A 20,219-nucleotide genomic window follows, 5' to 3' on the forward strand; every position below is an offset into this window, starting at 1 on the left:
CAAGTTTTCATGAAAGTCGATAATTTGCTGGGTAGGTCCTGTACAACCGTAGGTCAAGTTATATAACGAGTATTATATATTATGAAGTTTCCATTTGGTAACTCGGTGATTCAAGTGCGAAAGGCTGACATCACCCAATAGTGTTCGCTTGTCTCCATCCTTGGGCTGCAAGCGGCTCCAAAATCTCCGGATCCAGCACAATTTTTGCTGGACCCGAAACGATCTGTAACGATTGTTAAATTCTGATCGCTTTTGTGATTTAACAGTTAAACCAAAAGCTACACTGGCCACATTATTTTGTCGCTCACAGCCTCTCCCAGTGATCAACGTTGGTCAGGCAGCCGCGATTTGGCGAATGCGGTCAGGTTGCATGACCGCTTCTGCGCCGGCCTTGCCCATTTCAAGTGTTTTCGGATCGGCCAATGTCGGATGACCGGTTCCGAAAGGCGGCGCTGGATTATACTCAATGATGAGTTCGATGACCCGGCCCATATCGTCTCCAGCGAGCTGCCCTGCAACCGTCAGTCCGATATCAACGCCCGCTGTCACACCGCCACCGGTGCAACGATTGCGGTCAATCACGACGCGTTCGTGAACCGGGGTTGCGCCGAATGCTTCAAGCGTGTCAATCACGGCCCAATGAGTGGCAGCTTTGTATCCCTCCAAAAGACCAGCTTTCCCAAGCAAAAGCGCTCCAGTACAAACGGATACAATCCAACCGGCAGATTCTCCCTGCCTGGCCAGAAAATCCATTGTGGCCTGGTCCTCAAGTATGTCGATAGAAGGTGTCCCTCCACCCGGTACGAGGATGACATCCGGTGCAGTTGAAGCGGTCTCAAAGGTTGCATCCGCCATGATTGATGCACCTGAATCGGTGGGGTTTACACCCGCCACACCAGCAACGATCTCGGTTTTGGCCCCTGGAATCTGCGTCAAGGGCTGCAACGCACCAATAAGATCCAAGGTTGTGAATCCGGGATAGATAAGAGACTGAATCAGCATAATATACTCCATATGGTTGCAATTTTGTACCGTTTCGTACATTTTTATCGATACGTCAATAATTAAATGCGAAACAGTACATAATGCCAAATTTGAAACCCAAACGGGGTCGCCCCGTGACAATCGACACGCAGACCGCCATGCAGGCTGTGGTGGAACTTTTCAGATCAAAGGGCTTTGCCGCCGTCTCTCTGGATGACCTATCCGATGCAACCGGATTGAGTCGACCAAGCCTGTATCGCGCTTTTGGCAACAAGCACTCCATGTACATTTCCGCAATGGACGCATTTGGGACGGATGTCATGGAAACGGCCGTGCCAGCTCTGCATGCCACCGACGACCTTGAATCCGCACTGACAGATTTCTACGCTGCCATGCTGTCCATTTATTATCGTGACAGTCGAGTGGCACCAGGATGCCTAGTGTTTGGTACGGCACCTTCCAGTGCAGATGATGCCGAAATTAAGTCGCGATTGGAATTTGGAATAGAACAGCTGGATGAATTGATGCGTGCTCGGATTTCGAAATCAGCACCGAATAGTAGCGCATCTCAAATCGATACAGCTGTGAATCTGGCCTCCAACACGCTTGTCGCATTCTCTGCGAGAGCTAAATCCGGAGCAAGGAAAAGGGATCTTGTCGTCATAGGAGCACAGACCGCAAGATCAATTACATCCTTATTAAAGCTGGATCATTCGAAGGATCTTGTCAGGCGTGTAAGATAATCGGCCAGCTTATCGATTTCATCATCATCCAAGACATCTTCAATTTTATCGTTGATTTTTTTGAACGGTGGGCGGACGTTTTGTTGGACTTCTTTTCCGAGATCGGTGAGTGTCAGCAACCGTGATCGTTGGTCCACTTCGCTTCGCTGGCGGGTTACATAATCCAGTGCAATCAGCCTCCTGACCATTGCGGTAACGGCCGATTCGTTCAGCCCCAAGGCTGTGGCAATATCTTTCTGTGTGACCTCAGAACCATTAGCAATCACAGCCAGTACGCCTGTCTGAGCAGTTGTAATATTGGCTTTTCTTTTCAACTCGCGATCCGCCCGTTTCTGCAGAAAATGTGCAGCCAGTTGCAATCGCCAGTAGAGCCGTTGTTTTGATGCTGACATAGGCGTTCCATAATATGATTGCCAAAAGCTGTCTGCATCTATATTTACTTCACTAATAAAGTATATCGAGGTGCTCCATGATCGACAGCAGTATGCAGCAATTCACTTTTGTAGCGGCGAACAAGCTGGAATGGCGCGAAGTAACGGCTCCCAAAATTGAATCCGCTGGCCAGGCAATTGTAAGACCGCTTGCGGTCACTCGATGCGATCTCGACCTCTACGTCGCAAACGGCACCGTACCGATGAAGGACAAGCCTTTTGCTTTCGGGCACGAAATTGCGGGCGAAGTCGTCGAAATCGGCGATGATGTGACACGCGTCATTCCTAGCGACAAAGTTGTCGTGCCGTTTCAAATCAATTGCGGGACCTGTGAATTTTGCCAACAAGGTTATACAAATGCCTGTTCCAGCGTTCCCCGCTTCTCCGCCTATGGCCTTGCTCAAAGCAGCGGACGAGACTGGGGCGGAGGACTGAGTGATTTCGTACTTGTACCTTACGCCGATGCAATGCTTGTGAAAATCCCACAAGCGGTATCACTGCCCGTTGCGGCCTCGATCTCCGACAATGCCAGCGATGGTTACAGAACTGTTGCCCGGCCCTTGAAGGAAAGACCTGGATCACCCGTGTTAATCGTTGGAGGAATGGCGCAAAGCGTTGGTTTGTTTGCTGTTCAAGCCGCCGTCGCGCTGGGGGCAAGTAAAGTCACATATACCGATTTTGGTTCAGAAAGACTGGCTCACGCCAAAAGCCTGGGTGCTGAAGCGATAGAAGTTCAATATGGGTCAGATACCCCGGTGACTGAACAATTCCCGATTGTTGTGGACGCTTCCAGCCTTCGCGAAGGTTTGATCTATGCTCTGCGATCGACACAAGCATACGGTATTTGTACTGGCGTATCCGCTCCGGGCAGGTTGATCAATGGACTACCCGTTGCGGAGATGTACATGAAAGGCATCACCTATGAAGTGAGCCGCGTTCATGCCCGCGCGAAGATTGAGGCTGTGCTTGATTGTTCGCAATGTGGAAAGATCAAACATCTGGACGTCATCACGCGAATCTTGCCGTTTTCTGAGGCACAACAGTCGATCACCGATCCAGACACAAAGATCGTCTTTGTACGAGATGAACAATGATCAAAGAAGGCTTTCAACCTCATTTTCGCAAAAGCCCTCTAACAGATCCCTGGGAACCACTCTATTCGCTGGTGACAAATGATGCGACCATCATAGGCTTTGTTTCCGATAACCAGCATTGCAACAGCCGCGGCTTCGTTCACGGGGGTTTGATTTCCGCAATTGCGGATAACGCAATGGGCTTGTCCTGCGCGATGCAGCATGGAGAAGTTTCCGGGCTGGTCACCCTAAATCTACATCTGGATTTTGCCCGTGCGGCCTGGAAAGGTGAGTGGCTTGAATTTGTGACTGATGTTACCAAGATTGGAAAGTCGATAGATATAGCTCAAGGCCAAGTTTATTCCGATGGGAAGCTGTGTGCTCTGATGACTGGCACTTTTAGCGTTCGCGGCTCTCCATAGAATGCTCACGGACCTAATGTTGAGCCTTAAGAATGGGGGTGTTTGAGGCGGCCAGAAAGACGGGGCATCCTTGGCGCTGCTGTGTACCTCCCTTTGAGGTATGGGAGCAGTCAGGTCGTATGATCGGCAATGGGTCATAAACGGACCAACCACTATTGCATTCACTATGTCTCCTTATGCGACCATAGCGGACGTTAGATGTTCAGAAACCGCCAACCTTAGGGTTTCCAATCTGGCTGTGTATCGAACGACGCCACATCTTCCCCAATCTGGTCCCAATGTGGCCTGTCGCGTTCGAAGATGACAACCTCAACATCCAACCCGACAGCATCGTCCATTGTACCGAGCGTTAGCGTCAAATGATCGGGCAATCGAGTGTTTGATCCATAAATTGGACTACCACACTTTGCACAAAATGCTTTGGTCACTTCCGAATCTTTGTCAGACCGATAGCTGTATTCATTCAGCTTCCCATTTAGGACTACCGCTGTCGAAGGGAACATGGCCCCAACAGTGTGACCTGTTCCGCTCAATCGGCGACATTCTTCACAATGACATTGTGCGACAACTATCGGAGACCCTTCAGCCACATAGGTAACGTCACCGCAAAGACATTTTCCCTTGTACTTCCTTTTCATACATCGACCCTACAGGCATTCTCGACATGCACAACGATAGTCGATAGTCCTAGTGTCCGCTTTTGCACCCATAGCGGAGGTTAGTCGGTCAATATTGTCCAACACCCCTCAGTTCACGCCGCGCTCTTTGCCCTCCCAATAAGGGTCGCGCAACTCACGTCGTAATATCTTTCCCGATGCATTTCTTGGCAGTTCCGGAATCACATCAACCGATTTCGGTACCTTGAAACCGGCAATCCGCTCCCGTGCCCAGCTGATCACGCTGTCGGCATCCACCTCGCCTGCATCGGGCTTGGGCGAGACAACCGCTTTCACCGCTTCTCCCCATTTTTCGTCGGGGATACCGATGACGGCAACTTCGTTGACCTGCGGGTGTCCAAAAATCGCGTTTTCGACTTCTGCCGGATAGACATTTTCACCGCCGGAAATGATCATGTCCTTTACCCGGTCCTTGATATAAAAATAACCGTCTTCATCCATGATCGCAGCATCGCCGGTATAGAGCCAGCCGTCGGCATCCACCGTCTCGGCGGTCTTGTCCGGATTATTAAAATAATGCAGCATGTTAAGGCCGGATCGTGTGGCAATTTCTCCGATAGTGTTGGGCGGCACTTCTTCATGCTGTTCGTCGACAATACGCAGCTCCACGCCTGGCAGCGGCACGCCTATACCGCGCATGCGCTCGTTGCCCTCCGGATCATGATCCTCGGGCGGCAGGATACATACCGTACCGGTTGTCTCGGTCATCCCATATTGCTGGCAGAATAGAGCCTGAGGCATCGTCTGAATGCACTGGCGCAGCAGTTCGAGTGGTATCGGAGCGGCACCATAGGTGACTGAGCGCACCGTCGAGAAATCCGTTTCTTGTGCTCGCGGCCAGTTGACCAGCATTTGCAACGCCGTCGGCACAAGGAAAAATTGGTTGAGACCCTTGTCCACGCAATCCAGCACACTGTCAGGATGGAATTCCGGAATGACCATCATGGTCGCACCATTATAGAAAGCTATCGGACCAATGCCAGATCCGGCAATATGGGCACAAGGCATGACCGCAAGCGTGCTGTCATCCGGGCTGATGTCGATCCACGCATGTTCCGGCTTATTCTCCACTAGTGGACGCATTTTGAACAGATTGTCGTTGGTCAGCACCGCACCCTTGGGGTTGCCGGTGGTGCCGGAGGTATAGAGTTGCAGCACACCTTCTGCCGGATCGGTGTCGGGCAATTCTCCCGGCTGGGTTTTGACCAGCCATTCGTCGAGCGCTTGCAGCCCGTCAGCTTCCCCCGCAACGAGGATGGTTTTCACGGTTCCAGCCTGCTCAGCCGCCTGTTTGGCAATATCGGAAAATTCCGGTTCGCAGATCAGCAGCGGTGCCTGGGTATCTTCCAGGACATAGGCGACTTCCGGCGCAGCGAGACGCCAGCCGATTGGGGCGATCACCGCACCTGCGCGGCTCGCGGCGGCAAAGAGCGTGAAATAGAGCCCGCTATTCTTGCCGAGCCAGCAGATCCGGTCGCCTTTTTTCAAACCCGCGCCCGTGAAGGCGCGCGCATAGTCAGTGACGATCCGGTCGAGTTCCGCATAGGTCACCAGACCGGCGGCATCATCCAGTGCAATATTGTCCGGCAGACGCTCTGCCCAATAGGCGATGGATGATCCCATGCACCGGCGAATTTCTGGCCCTTCGTTTGACATGCCCGCTCCTTAATCTGTTTTGGGCGACGTTAAGCGGTCACCTAAATCAAGGCAAGAGGGTTGACGCTACGGTAATCCGGTCAATCGCGCCGATATATCAACGAGAGGTTATTGGCAGGCATTTCAACAAGATCGGTGCGTGTGAAGCCGTTTTTGGTCGCCAGCGCATCCATGTCATCAACCTCGCGGATGCCCCAGCGCAGGTCGCGGCTTTTGAGGCTGCGGTCAAAATCCAGATTGCCCTGAGCAGTCGGCGCGTCACCGCGAAAATAGGGCCCGTAGAGAAAGAAGATACCACCCGACTTAAGCAGCTTCGCGGCTTTGTCGAATAGGCCGATCGAAGCCTCCCATGGTGCGATATGGATCATGTTGATGCATAGAATTGCAGCCGGTTTTTCGATATCCCATTCGGACACCAGTGCGTCGAGTTGCAGCGGCGGCAGGACATTGCCCACCCCAGCCCGCTTCGTCCAAGCGGCAATGGAACGACAGCCGTCCGGATCAGGATCGCTCGGCTGCCAGGTCAGGTTCGGAAATTTCTCTCCGAAATAGACGGCATGCTCACCGGTGCCGCTGGCGATCTCCAGCACGGTGCCGTCTTTCGGAAGTACGCCCTGCAATACCGAAACGATCGCATCACGGTTGCGCAAGGTCGCTGGCGCATGTTTCTCATCCTCCGGTCCCGCTTGATCGCGAAACCATGGAGTGGAATCGTTCTTATTCGCCATGCTGCGCCTCCTCGATCCCCTGTCTCCGCCAGATTGCAGCCAGAAAGCTGCCGATCACGACATGATAGACCGCCGAAATAGCGCTGGGTACGGGCGCCAGAGCTGCTTGCATGGGTGTTGCAAATTGCGAAGCGAAAGCGGGTGTGGATGCGAGACTGGACCCCAGACCGCTATTTTGCATCCCGACTTCGATGCTGATCGTCCGGCGCTCTTCCACGCCAAAACCGAGCAAACGCGTAATCACATAACCCAATCCAAAACCGAAGACATGGAGCAGCAGCACGGCGAGCATCAGAATGCCGAAATGCTCTTCAATCAGCGCCTTGGAGTTGGCGATAATACCGCCGACAATCAGAACAACGACAATGACCGAAGCGAGCGGAGAAACAATTGCGATTTTTTCCGTCATTCTCGAGAAAAAGCGGTTGAGCAGAACGCCGGCAATCACAGGCACCAGCACGATCGAAACCATATTGATAAACAGATTCCACTGATCAATCTCGACAAACTTCCCCGCGAGGAGGCCGGTGAGGAGCGGCGTTGCCACCACCGCTACCAAGGTGGAAACCATGGTCATCGTTACAGACAAAGCCAGATTTGCATTAGCCAGATAAGCGACGACATTGGATGCGGTGCCGCCGGGGCAGCAAGACACCAGGATCAGACCAACCGCTAGCCCGGTCTCCAGATTGGACAGCAAGGCAATGGCTATACCGGCGAGCGGCATGACGGTGAATTGCAACCCCACGCCTGCCGCGACACATTTCGGAATGCGGGCAATGCGTTTGAAATCGTCAAAGGAAAGCGTCAGGCCCATGCCCAGCATGATAAGTCCCAACATGACGCTGATCAGCGGCTGGCCCAATGGCCGAAAACGTCCGTCGACAACCCACAGAAAATGTTCGGGAATAAACCACGCCCATGCAGTGCCGAGAACCGTCCACAGCGCAAACAGATTGGTTAAGCGCTGTATCACTCTGCCTCCCCCAAATTAGCGTGCTGTCAGCCTCACTCGGCTGCTTCAGCATATTCCTCAGGCTCTTTCCAGACCAAAATCGGTTTGCGGGCCGCCTGTGTTTCATCCAAACGTCTGCGCGGTGCAAAATGCGGTGCAGATTTCAGCAGCTCATCGCCGGCCTTGGCCCGCTCTGCCACCGACCGCAGGGCGCCGATAAACTGGTCGATCGCCGCCTTGCTTTCGGTTTCCGTCGGCTCGACCAGCATCGCACCGTGGACAACGAGCGGGAAATACATGGTCATCGGATGATAGCCTTCGTCGATCAGGCCCTTGGCGAGATCAAGTGTGGTCAGGCCATTGGCAAAGCCATTGTCCGAGAACAAGGCCTCATGCATGCACGGCCCCGACTTGGCGAATGGGGCTTCGAGCACATCTTCCATGCTGCGCAGTACATAATTCGCATTGAGCACCGCATCCTCAGCCACCTGTTTCAGGCCATCTGCACCATGGCTCAGCATGTATGTGAGCGCCCGCGTGAACATGCCCATCTGACCATGAAAAGCGACCATTCTGCCAAAGCTGCTTTCATGATGATCTTCAGCGGTTTCCTCTTCGACCAGATGGAAATGACCATCTTCAGTTTTCTCAACGAAAGGTAAAGGTGCGAAAGGCTCCAGCGCTTCGGAGAAGACAACCGGTCCAGACCCTGGCCCACCGCCGCCATGCGGGGTCGAGAAGGTCTTGTGCAAATTGATATGCATCGCATCAATGCCGAGGTCACCTGGACGCACGCGGCCGACAATGGCATTGAAATTCGCACCGTCACAATAGACCAACCCGCCTGCGTCATGCACCGCATCGGAAATCGCTTTCATATCCGGTTCGAACAATCCGCAAGTATTGGGGTTGGTGATCATCACACCAGCCACATCGGGACCAAGCCGCGCCTTCAGCGCGTCAAGATCGACACGGCCATCAACATTGGCGGGAATATCCTCAACCTTATAGCCAGCGAAAGCGGCGGTAGCGGGATTGGTGCCATGAGCGCTTTCGGGCACCAATATGACTTCTCGCGCGTCCCCGCGGGCTTCCAGAGCCGAACGGATCGCGAGAATACCGCATAGTTCACCATGCGCGCCTGCCTTTGGGCTCATCGCAACCGCTGGCATGCCGGTTAGTTTTTTCAACCAATCCGCAAGCTGATAGATGGTTTCCAGCGCGCCCTGCACACTGTCCACGGGTTGTAGTGGGTGGATGTCCGAAAAGCCCTTCAGCCGCGCCATTTTCTCATTGAGGCGCGGATTATGCTTCATGGTACAGCTACCCAGAGGGAACAGGCCGACATCAATGGCGTAGTTCTGACGGCTGAGCCGCGTGTAGTGCCGCACGGCCTCTGCCTCGGACAGGCCCGGAATGCTGATCGGTTCGTCCCGGTCGAGACCGCCCAAACGGCTCTCAACCGCCGGCGCTGCTGGCAAGTCGACGCCGCTGCGATCTGGTGACCCGGTTTCGAAAATCAAAGGCTCATCAACCATCAGCGCACGATTGCCGGTATGGGTTTTCAGCGCACCCGAATCCGGCGCAATGACATTCTCTTCCTGTTTGGTCGGACGCCCCTCAACCAACATGCTCATGCCAATTCTCCTTCAAGCGCCGTCGCCAGTGCTTCGATATCCTCGTCGCTGGTCGTCTCCGTCACCGCGACAACAAGCCCATGAGCCAGACCGCTTTCATCCGGATAAAGCCGGCCAAGAGAGACACCAGCCAGGATTTTCTGATCCGCCAGCTTGCGAACAATTGGCCGCGTATCTTTATCAAGAACCAGAGTGAACTCATTGAAAAAACTATCATTCAATAGAGAAATACCGTTGATCTGCGCCAAGCGATCAGCGGCGACAATCGCCTTTTTGTGATTGAGCATGGCTAGGTCGCGCAAACCTTTTTCACCAAGCAATGTCATGTGCGCCGTAAAGGCCAACGCACATAGTCCGCTATTGGTACAGATATTGGATGTCGCTTTCTCGCGGCGAATATGCTGCTCCCGTGTCGACAAAGTCAGCACGAAACCGCGCTTGCCTTCGGCATCAACCGTCTCACCGCACAGACGTCCCGGCATCTGCCGGACATATTTCTGCTTGCAGCCAAACAGACCAACATAAGGCCCACCAAATTGCAGCCCGACGCCAAGCGATTGCCCTTCGCCAACAACAATATCTGCACCCATCTGACCCGGCGCTTTGATCGCACCCAAAGCAACAGGTTCGGTGACAACAGCGATCAGCAACGCCTTGTGACTATGTGCTTTTTCGGCGAGCGCAGACATGTTAGATATGCGTCCCAAAATGTCAGGATATTGCACGACTACACAGCTGGTATCATCATCAATCTGGTCGAGCAGATCAGCACCGTCCGTCGCCGCGTCCAAAGCTGGCGCTTCGCTCACCAATTGGTCTTTGGTGAAGCGGGCCATGGTCTTTGCAACCGACACATAGTGCGGATGCAGGCCGGAAGAGAGGATCGCCTTGCCGCGCTTTGTAATCCGCCGCGCCATGACAATCGCTTCCCAGCAAGCGGTGGAGCCATCATACATGGATGCATTGGCGACATCGACACCGAATAACCGCGCTACCTGCGTCTGAAATTCGAACAGGGTCTGCAAGGTCCCCTGCGCAATTTCCGGCTGATAGGGCGTGTAGGCGGTCAGGAACTCTCCGCGCTGGATGATATGATCAACACTTGCGGGTACATGATGGCGATAGGCCCCTGCCCCCAGGAAAAACGGCATATCACCGGCGGCCGAGTTATTCTTGGCGAGCTTCTTCATATGCGCTTCAACCGCCATTTCCCCGACATGCGCTGGCAGATCGCGTATAGCACCGTCCAGCCGTACGTCCTCAGGCACATCAACAAACAAATCATCGATGCTGCTGGCACCAATTGTCGCCAGCATATCCTGACGGTCATTTGGGGTTAGCGGTAAATAACGCATTTCTTGTTCCTCAGTTTCTAAAGTCCGTCGACAAAAGCCTTGTAAGCTTTCTCATCCATCAGATCGTCGAGCTCAGATTTATCGGACAGCGTGACACGGAAAAACCAGCCATCTTCTTCGGCCGAGCTATTGACCAATGCCGGCTCGTCTTCGAGCGCATCATTCACTTCAACAACGGTTCCCGAAACCGCAGCATAGACATCCGATGCGGCTTTCACTGATTCAACCACAGCTGCATCATCGCCTTGCGCCAGCTCCGCACCTGCTTCCGGGGTCTCGACGAACACGATGTCGCCCAATTGCTCTTGCGCATAGTCGGTAATACCAACGGTTGCGGTTTCCCCTTCCACGTCGACCCACTCATGTTCATCCGTAAAATATCGGCTCATAGTCTCGTCCTCTTCCCTCTTCTAAACGTCTATAATTTCGGTTTGCGGTGATAGTTATGCGGCACAAAGGGCATATCTGCGACAGTGCAGGCAATCGGCTTGCCACGTTGCTCCACGATGATTTCAGTTCCGGTTTCAGCCAACGCGGTCGGCACATAAGCCATGGCAATCGGTTTTTGGAGCGTTGGAGAGAAACCGCCGCTGGTTACCGCGCCAATCACATTACCACCGGCATCCACAACATTGGCACCTTCGCGGATCGGCTGGCGGCCATTGACGAACAATCCCACACGTTTTTTATCAGCCTTATTAGGATATTGCCCCAGAACCCGTTCAGCGCCGGCGAAATTCCCTTCTTCCCGCCGCGCTTTCGACAGCGCGAAGTTCAAATTCGCTTCCACCGGCAAGACATCTGCATCCATGTCATGGCCATAGAGCGGCAATCCCGCTTCCAGCCGCAAGCTGTCGCGGGCACCCAAACCAATAGGCTTAACCTCTTCCAGCGCGCATAAAGCCGCGGCCAGTTTTTCCGAATGCTCCGCCGAAACGCTAATCTCGAAACCATCTTCGCCGGTATAGCCGGAACGGCTGATGCCCAACGGGATATCACCCCATATAAAGGGTCCGGCTTCCATGAAGTATAGATCCGTCGGTACCGGCCAGTCTGGCTGCATCGGGCTAATGTTCAACTTTGTCAGCGCTTCGCTCGCTTTCGGCCCCTGCAACGCCAGCAATGCGCTATCTTCCATGTGACTAAGCGTGACATCAGATGGCAACTGTGTCTTCAAGTAGGCAATATCATTATGCTTGGTCGCGCCGTTAACGACCAGATAGAGATTACGGCCGGTATTGGTCACCATCAGGTCGTCCAATATGCCGCCATCCTGCGCCAGCAGCAGCGTGTAGCGGATTTTGCCTGCACCCAGGGCAGAGATATTGCCAGGAACAATCGCTTCCAGCGCGTCTGCCGCACCTTCACCATCCAATTGCACCTGCCCCATATGGCTGACATCAAACAAACCGGCATTGTCGCGGGTCCACAGATGCTCGGCCATCACGCCTTCAAACTGCACCGGCATTTCATAGCCCGCAAAGGGCACCATACGCGCGCCAAGGCTGCGGTGCCAGCTATCGAGCGGCAGTTTATTCAATGTCTCGGTTTTGTCATCACTCATTAAAAATTCCGCCCATGCAAAAGGTACAGCTCACAGCAAAAGCCTGTAAAACTGCCCCCTCTGTCACGGAACCTGAGAGTTTCATGGCAACCCATTGGCGGCCACTTACCCCTTCGGTGGAACGAGGCATTCCGGTCGGGAAGCTCGCTCTCTTTCCAGAGTGCTTGTGAAGCTTATGCGGTCCATCGGCCTGAGAGTTTCCGGGGCGGTTGCTCCTTCGGCGGCCAAGCTTTTTTTACGGAGTTTGGCGCTCTCCCGCATCGCTTCGTGATCTGTGCCTGCAAGGCGGCAATCAAAAGCAGCCGAAAGCGTGACCGAGCGGGCCTTGGGAGTCAATGATTCGATAGGCTAAAAGGCTGTAAAAATTTTAAGCCGTTTCGCGATCCGCCCATTTCCATATCGCATCATTTTCATAAATCTGATTGCCAGCCACATCTTCGGTTAGCAAAGCCGCTATCGCAGCCGCTACTTCTCGCCCGTCAATCGACCGATAACGTCGCAAGCTCCCGTGCAAAAGCAGGTCCATCAGCGGACTTGCGATAATAGCCAAACTTTCACCAAGCCGTGTATCATTGGTCCGTTCTCCGCGCAGCAATCCAGGCCGGATGATATCCAGCCGGTCAAATTGCTGAGCACGCATCAGCTCCTCTGCCTGCCCTTTGACCTTCAGATAGAATTGCGAAGCCTGCGCATTTGCCATTGTCGAGGATACCGCAATAAACTGCCTTGCTCCTGCGGCTTTGGCGGCCTGTGCAACCGTGCCAACCAGATCACGATCAACCGCTGCAAAGGCTTCTTTCGACCCGGCCTTTTTCATGGTGGAGCCAAGGCACGAAACCGTTCGCACAGCTTTGATGTCAGCAATGCTATCAGCCCATTGCTCGGTCGGCACAGCATGGATTATGGCTGCACCATAGTCGCCGTCTAGCGGTTTACGTACCAGCAGGTGAAGCCCTTGATCGCGTCCATCCGCGATGAGTTTGCGAACAAGAAGATTTCCGATCAGACCGGTTGCACCAACAATCAAAACGGGTTCTGCCATCATAGGTTCCCAAAAATTTCGCTATGGCTGTTGCTAGCATAGCGATCGGTCATACCGGCCATGAAATCGGCAATATGACGGATACGATCCGGTTCGGCGGACGGCAGCGCTGCCGCCCAGCTTTCAGGCATCAATTCGGGCTTGTCCCGATAGGCACCAACCAGATCAGCGACAACGACCCGCGCCTGGTCAGCTGCGGCCATCTGCTCGGGATGATTATAGAGGTTGGCATACATGAATTTTTTGAGTGTCCGTTCTTTCGCGGCCATATCATCCGAAAAACCGCCAATCATCACGCCAGCACTGCGCACATCATCGACTGTTGTGATGCCATGTTTCTTGATCCGTGAAACGGTCGTTTCGATCACATTATTCACCATCAGACCAATCTGATCGCGGATCAGTTCCGGTACCAGGCGATCCTGCTCAATATCCGGAAAGCGTGCGCAGATATCACTCCAGCGCTCCGCAATGAACGGCAGCGTCAGCAGTTGGTCTATGGTCAACAAGCCCGCCCGGATACCATCATCAATATCGTGATTGTCATAAGCGATATCGTCGGCAACCGCCGCGATCTGCGCCTCCAGCGACGGCCAGCTGTTCAGATCAAGCGCCATTCCAGAATTGGCTTCAGCCATCGCCCAGGTGGGTTGCGCAATCGGACCATTATGTTTCGCTAAACCTTCGAGCATCTCCCATGTCAGATTCAAGCCATCCCAGCGAGGATAAGGGCGCTCCAACTTGGTCAATGTTCTTATCGTCTGTGCATTATGATCAAAACCACCATGGTCAGCCAGCGCTTCCTCCAGCGCGTCTTCTCCCGCGTGGCCAAAGGGTGGATGGCCGATATCATGCGCCAGACATAATGCTTCGGTGAGATCTTCATTCAGCCCTAAAGAACGTGCAATGGTCCGGCCAATCTGCGCCACTTCCAGACTGTGGGTTAGGCGAACGCGGAAATGGTCGCCGTCAGGAGCGACAAAAACCTGCGTTTTATGGCGTAATCGGCGAAAGGATATCGAGTGAATGATGCGGTCGCGATCGCGCTGAAAATCATCGCGTGGCCCTCGGACGCTGCCGTCATTTTCAGAGCGCCCTTCATCATGACGCCGTCCGCGACTTTGACGCGGGTCGCTGGCATAGCTCGCGATCTGCGCCATCAGTTCAGCTTGTTCACTTTCGTGCCATCGGCACTTATCCAGGCAAAACCATCGCCGCCGCCCTTGCGGAAACCAGCTTCAAATTTTTTCGCTGCACCAATATCTTCAAATGGGCCAACAACGAGCCGCCGGGTCTTACCCCATGGCGACGTCCAGCCATTGGTCTCGGCGAACAGATCGGCATTTTTCTTCGACATGCGGCGATAATCAAATTTCAGCGCCTTGAGATCGGAGCCGGTGGCTATCTGAACCCAATAGCGTTTGGGATGTTCCGGCGGCTTAGGCTTTACCTCCGCCTTTTTGACGACCGGTTTTTCAGCCACAGGCCTCGGTTTTGCTGGGGTAATCTTACTCAGGTCAACAGGCACAACACCTGTTTTCCTCTCGGATTCGGGAACCGCAATTGCGCCAATAATGTCCGACAGCGGGCGAAGCGGTGTGGAGGCTGGTGCGTTATCTACCCCCGAACTCTGTATGATCGGAGAAGATCCGGCCGTTTGCGTCTTGGCCAGATCGAAGTTCACCAATTGCACGGGTTCCTTCGCATTGTTCTCTTTAGCCTCCGATGGCGGTTTCCTTCCGCCAATAGCCACTTTTCGGGTAACGCTTTCCAACACCAGCGATGGGGGTTTTGAACCAACATCCGTGCCAGCACCCGTCCTTTGTTTGGCATCACTTTTACCGGCAGCGGCAATATTGGTCTCAAATCCCGGTACGGCCTCGGCACTTGATTTCCGAGATGTGGTTTTCGTCAACGGATCATTCGGCCGGGCGATAGACGGTTTCACCAATGGCCGAACGCCTTTTGGTGTGGGCAGCGCATTTTGGGCGAGCTGCCTAGCCTCTCCAGCACTCTCGCGCGCCGCTTTTCCACGCTGCTCTTTGTCGCTACGCGTCGCGCCGGGCCTGCGGCGCGGTGAAGTGTCGGGCATCGCCAGAACCTTTGGCTTTTCAACACCTTGCCCCAGAGGCTCACCGATCGGGATCAAGCCCGCATCAGCCCCTGTTCCTCCGCGGACAGCATTGTTCGACGCAAAACGGACCGATGCCACATCAACACCGATATTCTCGCTTGCCGGAAAATGTCCGAAATGAACTGCGGCGGCCTTTTGTGCAGCAGTGAGTTTCGGCATCCGGTCGAAAAACGGTTTGATCGCCGTTGCCATTCGCTTCTGCATGGTTTGGCGTGCGATTTTGTTGGCGTCTTTTTCTTGCCCGTTCATCGCCAGTATAAAGGCGCGGTTGCGCCAGGCATCCCGATCACTTTTCTGCAGCAAGGGATATAATTTTTCCTCAGCTCCCGCGATATCGCCGCTTATTCCCAGCGAAATCGCATAGCGGCTCAGCAGTTTATCGCTCTTGTCATAGCGCAGAGCCAGCTCATAATCCTTTTGCGCGTCGGCATTGCGTCCGATCAGATCATAGGCCAGTCCGCGGTCGGCGGCGATATCCTTCGCTGGCACACCATTGGCTGTCGCCTCATCAAAATAGCGGATCGCACCAAAGGGATTCTGCTCTTCCAGCAAAGCGCGGGCCAGACCGGCCTTCACCCGGCCACTAGTCGAATAAATCTCGTTGGCCCGAGCCAGAAAACCAATGGCTGCACGCGTATCACCAAGCGCCAACGCCGCCAGCCCGGCGTCCGCAAGTGCCGAAGAATCGTTGGAGTTGCGCGCAATACGGCGCAATGCGTCCTGCAACTCCTTGCTCGCCGCCTGGTTATTGGATTGCGCCTGTACTGATTGGACAGGCAGACTCATTCCCGCCAGCGGCAGGCTCGCCAGAATCAGATATTTGTAGATCGTTTTCACAAGCCTATTAAACGGTCAGAACGTGCCGAAATCAAGCACCGGTCAAAAATTGCAAGGCCAGTTGCCCTCACCAAAAGACAAGGGCGATTGAATGGCACAAGAGGGACTTTCAAAGACCGATCGATGGCAATGACCTCACTGGTTGTTTTGGCGGTTCAGAAAGCGTGGAATGTCAAGGGGATCGCCCGACTTGTCATCGTCCTCATCTTCCTCGTCTTCGGCCTTGTTATTGCCGCGCGTCAGATTTGACATCCGCTCAAATAAGGTACCACCACCGCTGGCGACGCGGGGCGCAGGATCGGTCGGATGATCGTCACCGTCGGCTTGCATGTCTTCGCCGCCCAATACGAGTTCTTCCTCTTCGGGTTCTTCACTGACCATACCAGGTGTGAGAGATGCGAAAGAAGGTGCAGCAGCCGTTTCGTCTTCCAGATCATCATCATCAGAATAGGTCGCAGCAGGTGTTGGCTCCGGTTCTGGTTCCGGCTCCGGTTCCGGCTCAGGTTCTGCCTCCGCCTCTGGTTCGACCACCATCTCGGCCTCCGACGTTTCAAGGCTTTCAGCCATATCGAGAATTGGCTCCTCTTCGACTTCTTCCGCTTCAGGTTCAGCCGGGATGCTGGATGCAAAAGATGAAGTTGCCGGTGCCGGACTACTCATCGCAAAAGACGAGCTGGCGGGTGCAGCCACCGAGCCATCGCTGTCGATACCGGTTGCAACCACAGATACGCGGATGCGGCCATCAAGATTCTCGTTAAACGCGCTGCCCCAGATAATATTGGCATCAGGATCAACCAGTTCGCGAATATGATTGGCCGCTTCATCGACTTCCATCAGGCGCATATCTTCACCGCCAGTGATCGAAACGATAACGCCCTTCGCACCCTGCATCGAAACACCATCGAGCAGTGGGTTGGCAATCGCTTTTTCAGCGGCTTCCAGAGCACGGCCATCGCCTTCGGCTTCGCCAGTGCCCATCATCGCCTTGCCCATTTCGTGCATCACGGAGCGCACATCGGCAAAATCGAGGTTGATCAGGCCAGGCATCACCATCAGATCGGTGATCCCGCGAACGCCCTGTTGCAGCACTTCGTCAGCCAGCAAGAATGCTTCCTTGAACGTCGTGTTTGGATTGGCGACGAGGAACAGGTTCTGGTTGGGGATTATGATTAGCGTATCGACGTTTTTCTGCAATTCCTCGATACCGGCATTGGCTGATTTCATCCGCCGTGTGCCTTCAAAAGTGAACGGCTTGGTCACCACACCAACCGTTAAAATGCCCTTGTCGCGCGCGGCCTTTGCAATCACGGGAGCTGCGCCTGTACCGGTGCCGCCGCCCATACCAGCAGCGATAAAGCACATATGCGCACCTTCCAGTGCCTGCTCGACCATCTCCAGCGTTTCCTCGGCTGCGGCACGGCCAACTTCGGGACGAGAACCAGCACCCAGACCTTGAGTAATTTCGGGCCCGAGCTGAATACGGCGCTCTGCAGGAGAACTGTTGAGTGACTGCGCATCGGTGTTGCTGACGATGAAATCTACGCCTTCAACCTTTGCCGCGATCATATTTGCAATCGCGTTGCCGCCGGCGCCACCAACACCGATGACGGCGATACGTGGTTTCAACTCTTCCACTTCAGGTGGGCCAATATTGATGCTCATTTTATTGTCTCCCCAGACATAAACTCGATGTGTAACATTTGGGTAACGCTTTGCACAAATTTGATGTGGGAATCACCCGAAAAGTTAATTTATTTCGTAAATTCTTAAAAATTCCCCCGGATTGCCGACATCAACCGCCCAATTACCGCAGAACCGGCATATTTGTGGACGTTTTGATGGCTACTGGAAAGCGATCTGAGGTCGACAGGTTCTTGCGAGGCATAAAGCGCGAGACCCGCCAGACCGACAAAACCCGGACCGCTATGCGCATCTGGCAACGCCGTCAGACCGGTAGGCCGTCCGATGCGAACGGTTTGACCCAATGCTGACTGCGCGTAATCCGCAATCCCTTTTAGCTCAGCACCACCGCCACATAGCACGACCTGCCGTCCAACCGGTCCGGTAAAACCAAGTGTTTTCAGCGTCTGGCCAATTTCACCAATGAGATGATCAAGGCGTTGACGGATAACTCCGATGAGCTGCGCTTTTGTAATGCGACCCTCTTCGTCGGTTTCCGGTCCCGTCTCATCCAGTTGCAGATCAATCACGTCATGATTGTCTCGCGGGCTGGTCGTCGCCGATCCATGAAAACATTTAATCCGCTCGGCCTGCGCGCGGCGCAAACCAAAGGATGATGCAATATCGTCGGTAATATCTGCAGCGCCATAAGGCAGTGTCGCAAGACCGACCAGCATACCCCCTGCAAACAACGAAACGTTGGTAACCTCTGCTCCCAGTTCGACCAGTGCGACGCCCAGCTCACGTTCTTCCTTGGACAGACAGGCTGTGCCAGCCGCAATGGGAGACGCGATAATCGATTTCACGTTAAGATGGGCACCACGCACACTCATGTCGATATTGCGTACCGGCGATGCGTCAGCAAGGATCACATGGATGTCCACGCCCAGACGGTCAGCATGCAGGCCCTTCGGCTTCTTCACTCCGGCCAGTCCATCTATTGTGTAGAGCGCAGGCTGTGCGTGCAGGACCATCTTGCCTTGTGGATCGATGCTGTTGCGTCCGGCATTCAACAGATGGTCAATATCCTCCTGCTCAATCCGGTGACCGCCGAGTTCTGTTTCAACAGATGTCAGCATGCTGTTCAAACCACCGGCCGAAAAGCTCACCCAGACATCATCAATATTGGTTCCGGCAATACGCTCAGCCTGTTCAACTGCGTCGCGGACATCCAGTTCGGTCCGTTCGGTATCGGCAATATAACCGCGCTTCACGCCTTTGCTGGCACGCTGCCCGGTTCCCAGCACGGTAATATCGCCATTGTCCATCCGACCAGCGATCATCGCGGTGATCTTGGACGATCCAATATCCAAAGCGGTAAAAATCTTTTCTACCCGTGCTGCCATTTGTCTGTTCCCTTATTTCCTTTTTGCTGCCTCATGGTGCCCCCAATCGATAGCGTCTTGTTTAACCCTCTGGTTCTGGTGATGTCTCGGCCTTCGGCGGCATCCGAAGATAAGCGCGTTCTGAATCGCGCAGATCAAAATGAACAACCCCACGTCCGAGCAAGCGATTAACTCCGTCCATTCGGGCAAAGTTGAGCAGGGCCGCGGCCGCTGTCTCTTCACCTTCCGGCAATGCGAGCGTTTCCCCGCTTTCAAATTCCAGATTCCAGCGCCGATTACCGATCCAGGTCGCGCCTGTCACCATCGGACTGAGTGCCGGTGCAACGTTCAGTAACTTGGTAAGTTCCGGCACGCGTTTATTGGCTTTTTTACCCACAATCACAGGCAGATCTGGCATTTCTTCCTGCCGTATCTGTTGCAACGGGTATCCCGTCTGGTCGATCAGGGACAATTTGCCATCCCGCTGCCAGACGGCTGCGGGTTCCCGTTCGACAATTTCGACCACCAATGTGTCGGGCAAGCGGCGCGAGATCCGAGCATCCTTGATCCAGCCATTGCCCATCAGGTCTTCGCGCACCTGATCAATATCAACCAGCATCATGGAACGGTCTTTTTGTGCCAATGTGATTTCATAGACTTTCAGCTCGTCGATCCGATTGACGCCGGTGACTTCGACCCGCTTCACTTCAAATCCAGCGGCGCCGACAGAGGTAGCAATCTGACTGCTGATGCGTTCGTTGATACCGGTATAATGCGCAACGCTGTAAGCGCCCAATATAAACACGCCGACCAACCCCCAGGTCAAACCTTTCTGTACCTGTGCCTCGGTCACCGGCATGGCCCGCAGAATCTTGTCAAAGATCGAGACCTGACGCACTTTTTTCCTGCTCGCCTTGCGAGGCTTAGCTTTGGACTTCTTATTTGTCCGTCTCACTGATGCTGCTGTCATCGCCTT

19 protein-coding genes and 1 riboswitch are annotated in these 20,219 nt (G+C 54.1%); of the genes, 3 read left to right on the top strand and 16 right to left on the bottom strand.

The window, feature by feature from the left end; all coding sequences use genetic code 11:
* Positions 1 to 333: 333 nt before the first annotated feature.
* On the bottom strand, positions 334 to 1,002 hold the full coding sequence (locus DG177_RS06205) for a DJ-1/PfpI family protein (protein WP_337658565.1): 669 nt from the start codon (positions 1,000 to 1,002) through the stop codon (positions 334 to 336).
* A gap of 83 nt (positions 1,003 to 1,085) precedes the next feature.
* On the opposite strand from DG177_RS06205, the gene DG177_RS06210 reads away from it, so the two are divergent.
* Positions 1,086 to 1,727 carry a TetR family transcriptional regulator gene (locus DG177_RS06210; RefSeq protein WP_108810697.1) on the top strand — a complete coding sequence of 214 codons (642 nt, stop codon included), beginning with the start codon at positions 1,086 to 1,088 and terminating at the stop codon, positions 1,725 to 1,727.
* Here the strand turns inward: DG177_RS06210 and DG177_RS06215 are convergent.
* A complete protein-coding gene (locus DG177_RS06215) occupies positions 1,694 to 2,119 on the bottom strand; it encodes a MarR family transcriptional regulator (protein ID WP_108810698.1) in 426 nt (141 codons plus the stop codon). The genes DG177_RS06210 and DG177_RS06215 overlap by 34 nt on opposite strands.
* A gap of 77 nt (positions 2,120 to 2,196) precedes the next feature.
* Between DG177_RS06215 and DG177_RS06220 the strand changes: the two genes are divergently transcribed.
* A complete protein-coding gene (locus DG177_RS06220; protein ID WP_108810699.1) occupies positions 2,197 to 3,252 on the top strand; it encodes an alcohol dehydrogenase catalytic domain-containing protein in 1,056 nt (351 codons plus the stop codon).
* On the top strand, positions 3,249 to 3,653 hold the full coding sequence (locus tag DG177_RS06225; RefSeq protein ID WP_108810700.1) for a hotdog fold thioesterase: 405 nt from the start codon (positions 3,249 to 3,251) through the stop codon (positions 3,651 to 3,653). The genes DG177_RS06220 and DG177_RS06225 overlap by 4 nt, the downstream gene beginning before the upstream one ends.
* Before the next feature lie 218 nt (positions 3,654 to 3,871).
* Here DG177_RS06225 and DG177_RS17870 read toward each other — a convergent pair whose 3' ends face one another.
* From DG177_RS17870 to DG177_RS06295, 14 genes are all read right to left on the bottom strand, one after another.
* The gene (locus tag DG177_RS17870; RefSeq protein ID WP_108810701.1) at positions 3,872 to 4,291 is read right to left on the bottom strand and encodes a GFA family protein; all 420 of its coding nucleotides are present in this window, start codon (positions 4,289 to 4,291) and stop codon (positions 3,872 to 3,874) included.
* A 108-nt stretch (positions 4,292 to 4,399) separates the two neighbouring features.
* Positions 4,400 to 5,986 (bottom strand): long-chain-fatty-acid--CoA ligase, encoded by a 1,587-nt coding sequence (locus tag DG177_RS06235; RefSeq protein ID WP_108810702.1) that lies wholly within the window; start codon positions 5,984 to 5,986, stop codon positions 4,400 to 4,402.
* Between the two features lie 80 nt (positions 5,987 to 6,066).
* Positions 6,067 to 6,714 carry a DUF938 domain-containing protein gene (locus DG177_RS06240; RefSeq protein WP_108810703.1) on the bottom strand — a complete coding sequence of 216 codons (648 nt, stop codon included), beginning with the start codon at positions 6,712 to 6,714 and terminating at the stop codon, positions 6,067 to 6,069.
* Positions 6,704 to 7,690, bottom strand: a complete 987-nt coding sequence (locus DG177_RS06245; protein ID WP_108810704.1) for a bile acid:sodium symporter — start codon at positions 7,688 to 7,690, stop codon at positions 6,704 to 6,706. Before DG177_RS06245 ends, DG177_RS06240 begins: the two co-directional genes overlap by 11 nt.
* A gap of 32 nt (positions 7,691 to 7,722) precedes the next feature.
* Positions 7,723 to 9,306 (bottom strand): aminomethyl-transferring glycine dehydrogenase subunit GcvPB, encoded by a 1,584-nt coding sequence (gcvPB, locus tag DG177_RS06250; protein WP_108810705.1) that lies wholly within the window; start codon positions 9,304 to 9,306, stop codon positions 7,723 to 7,725.
* Positions 9,303 to 10,661: an aminomethyl-transferring glycine dehydrogenase subunit GcvPA gene (gene gcvPA, locus DG177_RS06255; RefSeq protein WP_108810706.1), complete on the bottom strand. Its 1,359-nt coding sequence runs from the start codon at positions 10,659 to 10,661 to the stop codon at positions 9,303 to 9,305. The genes gcvPB and gcvPA overlap by 4 nt, the downstream gene beginning before the upstream one ends.
* A gap of 17 nt (positions 10,662 to 10,678) precedes the next feature.
* Entirely contained in the window at positions 10,679 to 11,050 is a 372-nt protein-coding gene (gcvH, locus tag DG177_RS06260) for a glycine cleavage system protein GcvH (RefSeq protein ID WP_108810707.1), read from the bottom strand.
* Between the two features lie 29 nt (positions 11,051 to 11,079).
* Positions 11,080 to 12,225 carry a glycine cleavage system aminomethyltransferase GcvT gene (gcvT, locus tag DG177_RS06265; RefSeq protein ID WP_108810708.1) on the bottom strand — a complete coding sequence of 382 codons (1,146 nt, stop codon included), beginning with the start codon at positions 12,223 to 12,225 and terminating at the stop codon, positions 11,080 to 11,082.
* Between the two features lie 168 nt (positions 12,226 to 12,393).
* A riboswitch (glycine riboswitch) is annotated at positions 12,394 to 12,493 on the bottom strand.
* A 99-nt stretch (positions 12,494 to 12,592) separates the two neighbouring features.
* A complete protein-coding gene (locus tag DG177_RS06270) occupies positions 12,593 to 13,270 on the bottom strand; it encodes an NAD(P)H-binding protein (RefSeq protein ID WP_337658566.1) in 678 nt (225 codons plus the stop codon).
* A complete protein-coding gene (locus DG177_RS06275) occupies positions 13,267 to 14,427 on the bottom strand; it encodes a deoxyguanosinetriphosphate triphosphohydrolase (protein ID WP_108810710.1) in 1,161 nt (386 codons plus the stop codon). Before DG177_RS06275 ends, DG177_RS06270 begins: the two co-directional genes overlap by 4 nt.
* A complete protein-coding gene (locus tag DG177_RS06280; RefSeq protein WP_108810711.1) occupies positions 14,427 to 16,238 on the bottom strand; it encodes an SPOR domain-containing protein in 1,812 nt (603 codons plus the stop codon). The genes DG177_RS06275 and DG177_RS06280 overlap by 1 nt, the downstream gene beginning before the upstream one ends.
* A gap of 135 nt (positions 16,239 to 16,373) precedes the next feature.
* The gene (ftsZ, locus tag DG177_RS06285; RefSeq protein ID WP_108810712.1) at positions 16,374 to 17,900 is read right to left on the bottom strand and encodes a cell division protein FtsZ; all 1,527 of its coding nucleotides are present in this window, start codon (positions 17,898 to 17,900) and stop codon (positions 16,374 to 16,376) included.
* A gap of 104 nt (positions 17,901 to 18,004) precedes the next feature.
* Positions 18,005 to 19,264: a cell division protein FtsA gene (ftsA, locus tag DG177_RS06290; protein ID WP_108810713.1), complete on the bottom strand. Its 1,260-nt coding sequence runs from the start codon at positions 19,262 to 19,264 to the stop codon at positions 18,005 to 18,007.
* A gap of 61 nt (positions 19,265 to 19,325) precedes the next feature.
* The gene (locus DG177_RS06295; RefSeq protein WP_108810714.1) at positions 19,326 to 20,213 is read right to left on the bottom strand and encodes an FtsQ-type POTRA domain-containing protein; all 888 of its coding nucleotides are present in this window, start codon (positions 20,211 to 20,213) and stop codon (positions 19,326 to 19,328) included.
* Positions 20,214 to 20,219 lie beyond the last annotated feature (6 nt).

It is taken from the genome of Sphingorhabdus sp. Alg231-15 (assembly GCF_900149705.1).
GTDB lineage: Bacteria > Pseudomonadota > Alphaproteobacteria > Sphingomonadales > Sphingomonadaceae > Parasphingorhabdus.

Coding starts and splice junctions, on each gene's coding strand:
- DG177_RS06295 (WP_108810714.1), bottom strand. CDS start 20,213: ATGACAGCAGCATCAGTGAGACGGACAAATAAGAAGTCCAAAGCTAAG.
- gcvT (WP_108810708.1), bottom strand. CDS start 12,225: ATGAGTGATGACAAAACCGAGACATTGAATAAACTGCCGCTCGATAGC.
- ftsA (WP_108810713.1), bottom strand. CDS start 19,264: ATGGCAGCACGGGTAGAAAAGATTTTTACCGCTTTGGATATTGGATCG.
- DG177_RS06240 (WP_108810703.1), bottom strand. CDS start 6,714: ATGGCGAATAAGAACGATTCCACTCCATGGTTTCGCGATCAAGCGGGA.
- gcvPA (WP_108810706.1), bottom strand. CDS start 10,661: ATGCGTTATTTACCGCTAACCCCAAATGACCGTCAGGATATGCTGGCG.
- gcvH (WP_108810707.1), bottom strand. CDS start 11,050: ATGAGCCGATATTTTACGGATGAACATGAGTGGGTCGACGTGGAAGGG.
- DG177_RS17870 (WP_108810701.1), bottom strand. CDS start 4,291: ATGAAAAGGAAGTACAAGGGAAAATGTCTTTGCGGTGACGTTACCTAT.
- DG177_RS06205 (WP_337658565.1), bottom strand. CDS start 1,002: ATGCTGATTCAGTCTCTTATCTATCCCGGATTCACAACCTTGGATCTT.
- DG177_RS06210 (WP_108810697.1), top strand. CDS start 1,086: ATGCCAAATTTGAAACCCAAACGGGGTCGCCCCGTGACAATCGACACG.
- DG177_RS06225 (WP_108810700.1), top strand. CDS start 3,249: ATGATCAAAGAAGGCTTTCAACCTCATTTTCGCAAAAGCCCTCTAACA.
- DG177_RS06235 (WP_108810702.1), bottom strand. CDS start 5,986: ATGTCAAACGAAGGGCCAGAAATTCGCCGGTGCATGGGATCATCCATC.
- DG177_RS06215 (WP_108810698.1), bottom strand. CDS start 2,119: ATGTCAGCATCAAAACAACGGCTCTACTGGCGATTGCAACTGGCTGCA.
- ftsZ (WP_108810712.1), bottom strand. CDS start 17,900: ATGAGCATCAATATTGGCCCACCTGAAGTGGAAGAGTTGAAACCACGT.
- DG177_RS06220 (WP_108810699.1), top strand. CDS start 2,197: ATGATCGACAGCAGTATGCAGCAATTCACTTTTGTAGCGGCGAACAAG.
- gcvPB (WP_108810705.1), bottom strand. CDS start 9,306: ATGAGCATGTTGGTTGAGGGGCGTCCGACCAAACAGGAAGAGAATGTC.
- DG177_RS06270 (WP_337658566.1), bottom strand. CDS start 13,270: ATGATGGCAGAACCCGTTTTGATTGTTGGTGCAACCGGTCTGATCGGA.
- DG177_RS06275 (WP_108810710.1), bottom strand. CDS start 14,427: ATGGCGCAGATCGCGAGCTATGCCAGCGACCCGCGTCAAAGTCGCGGA.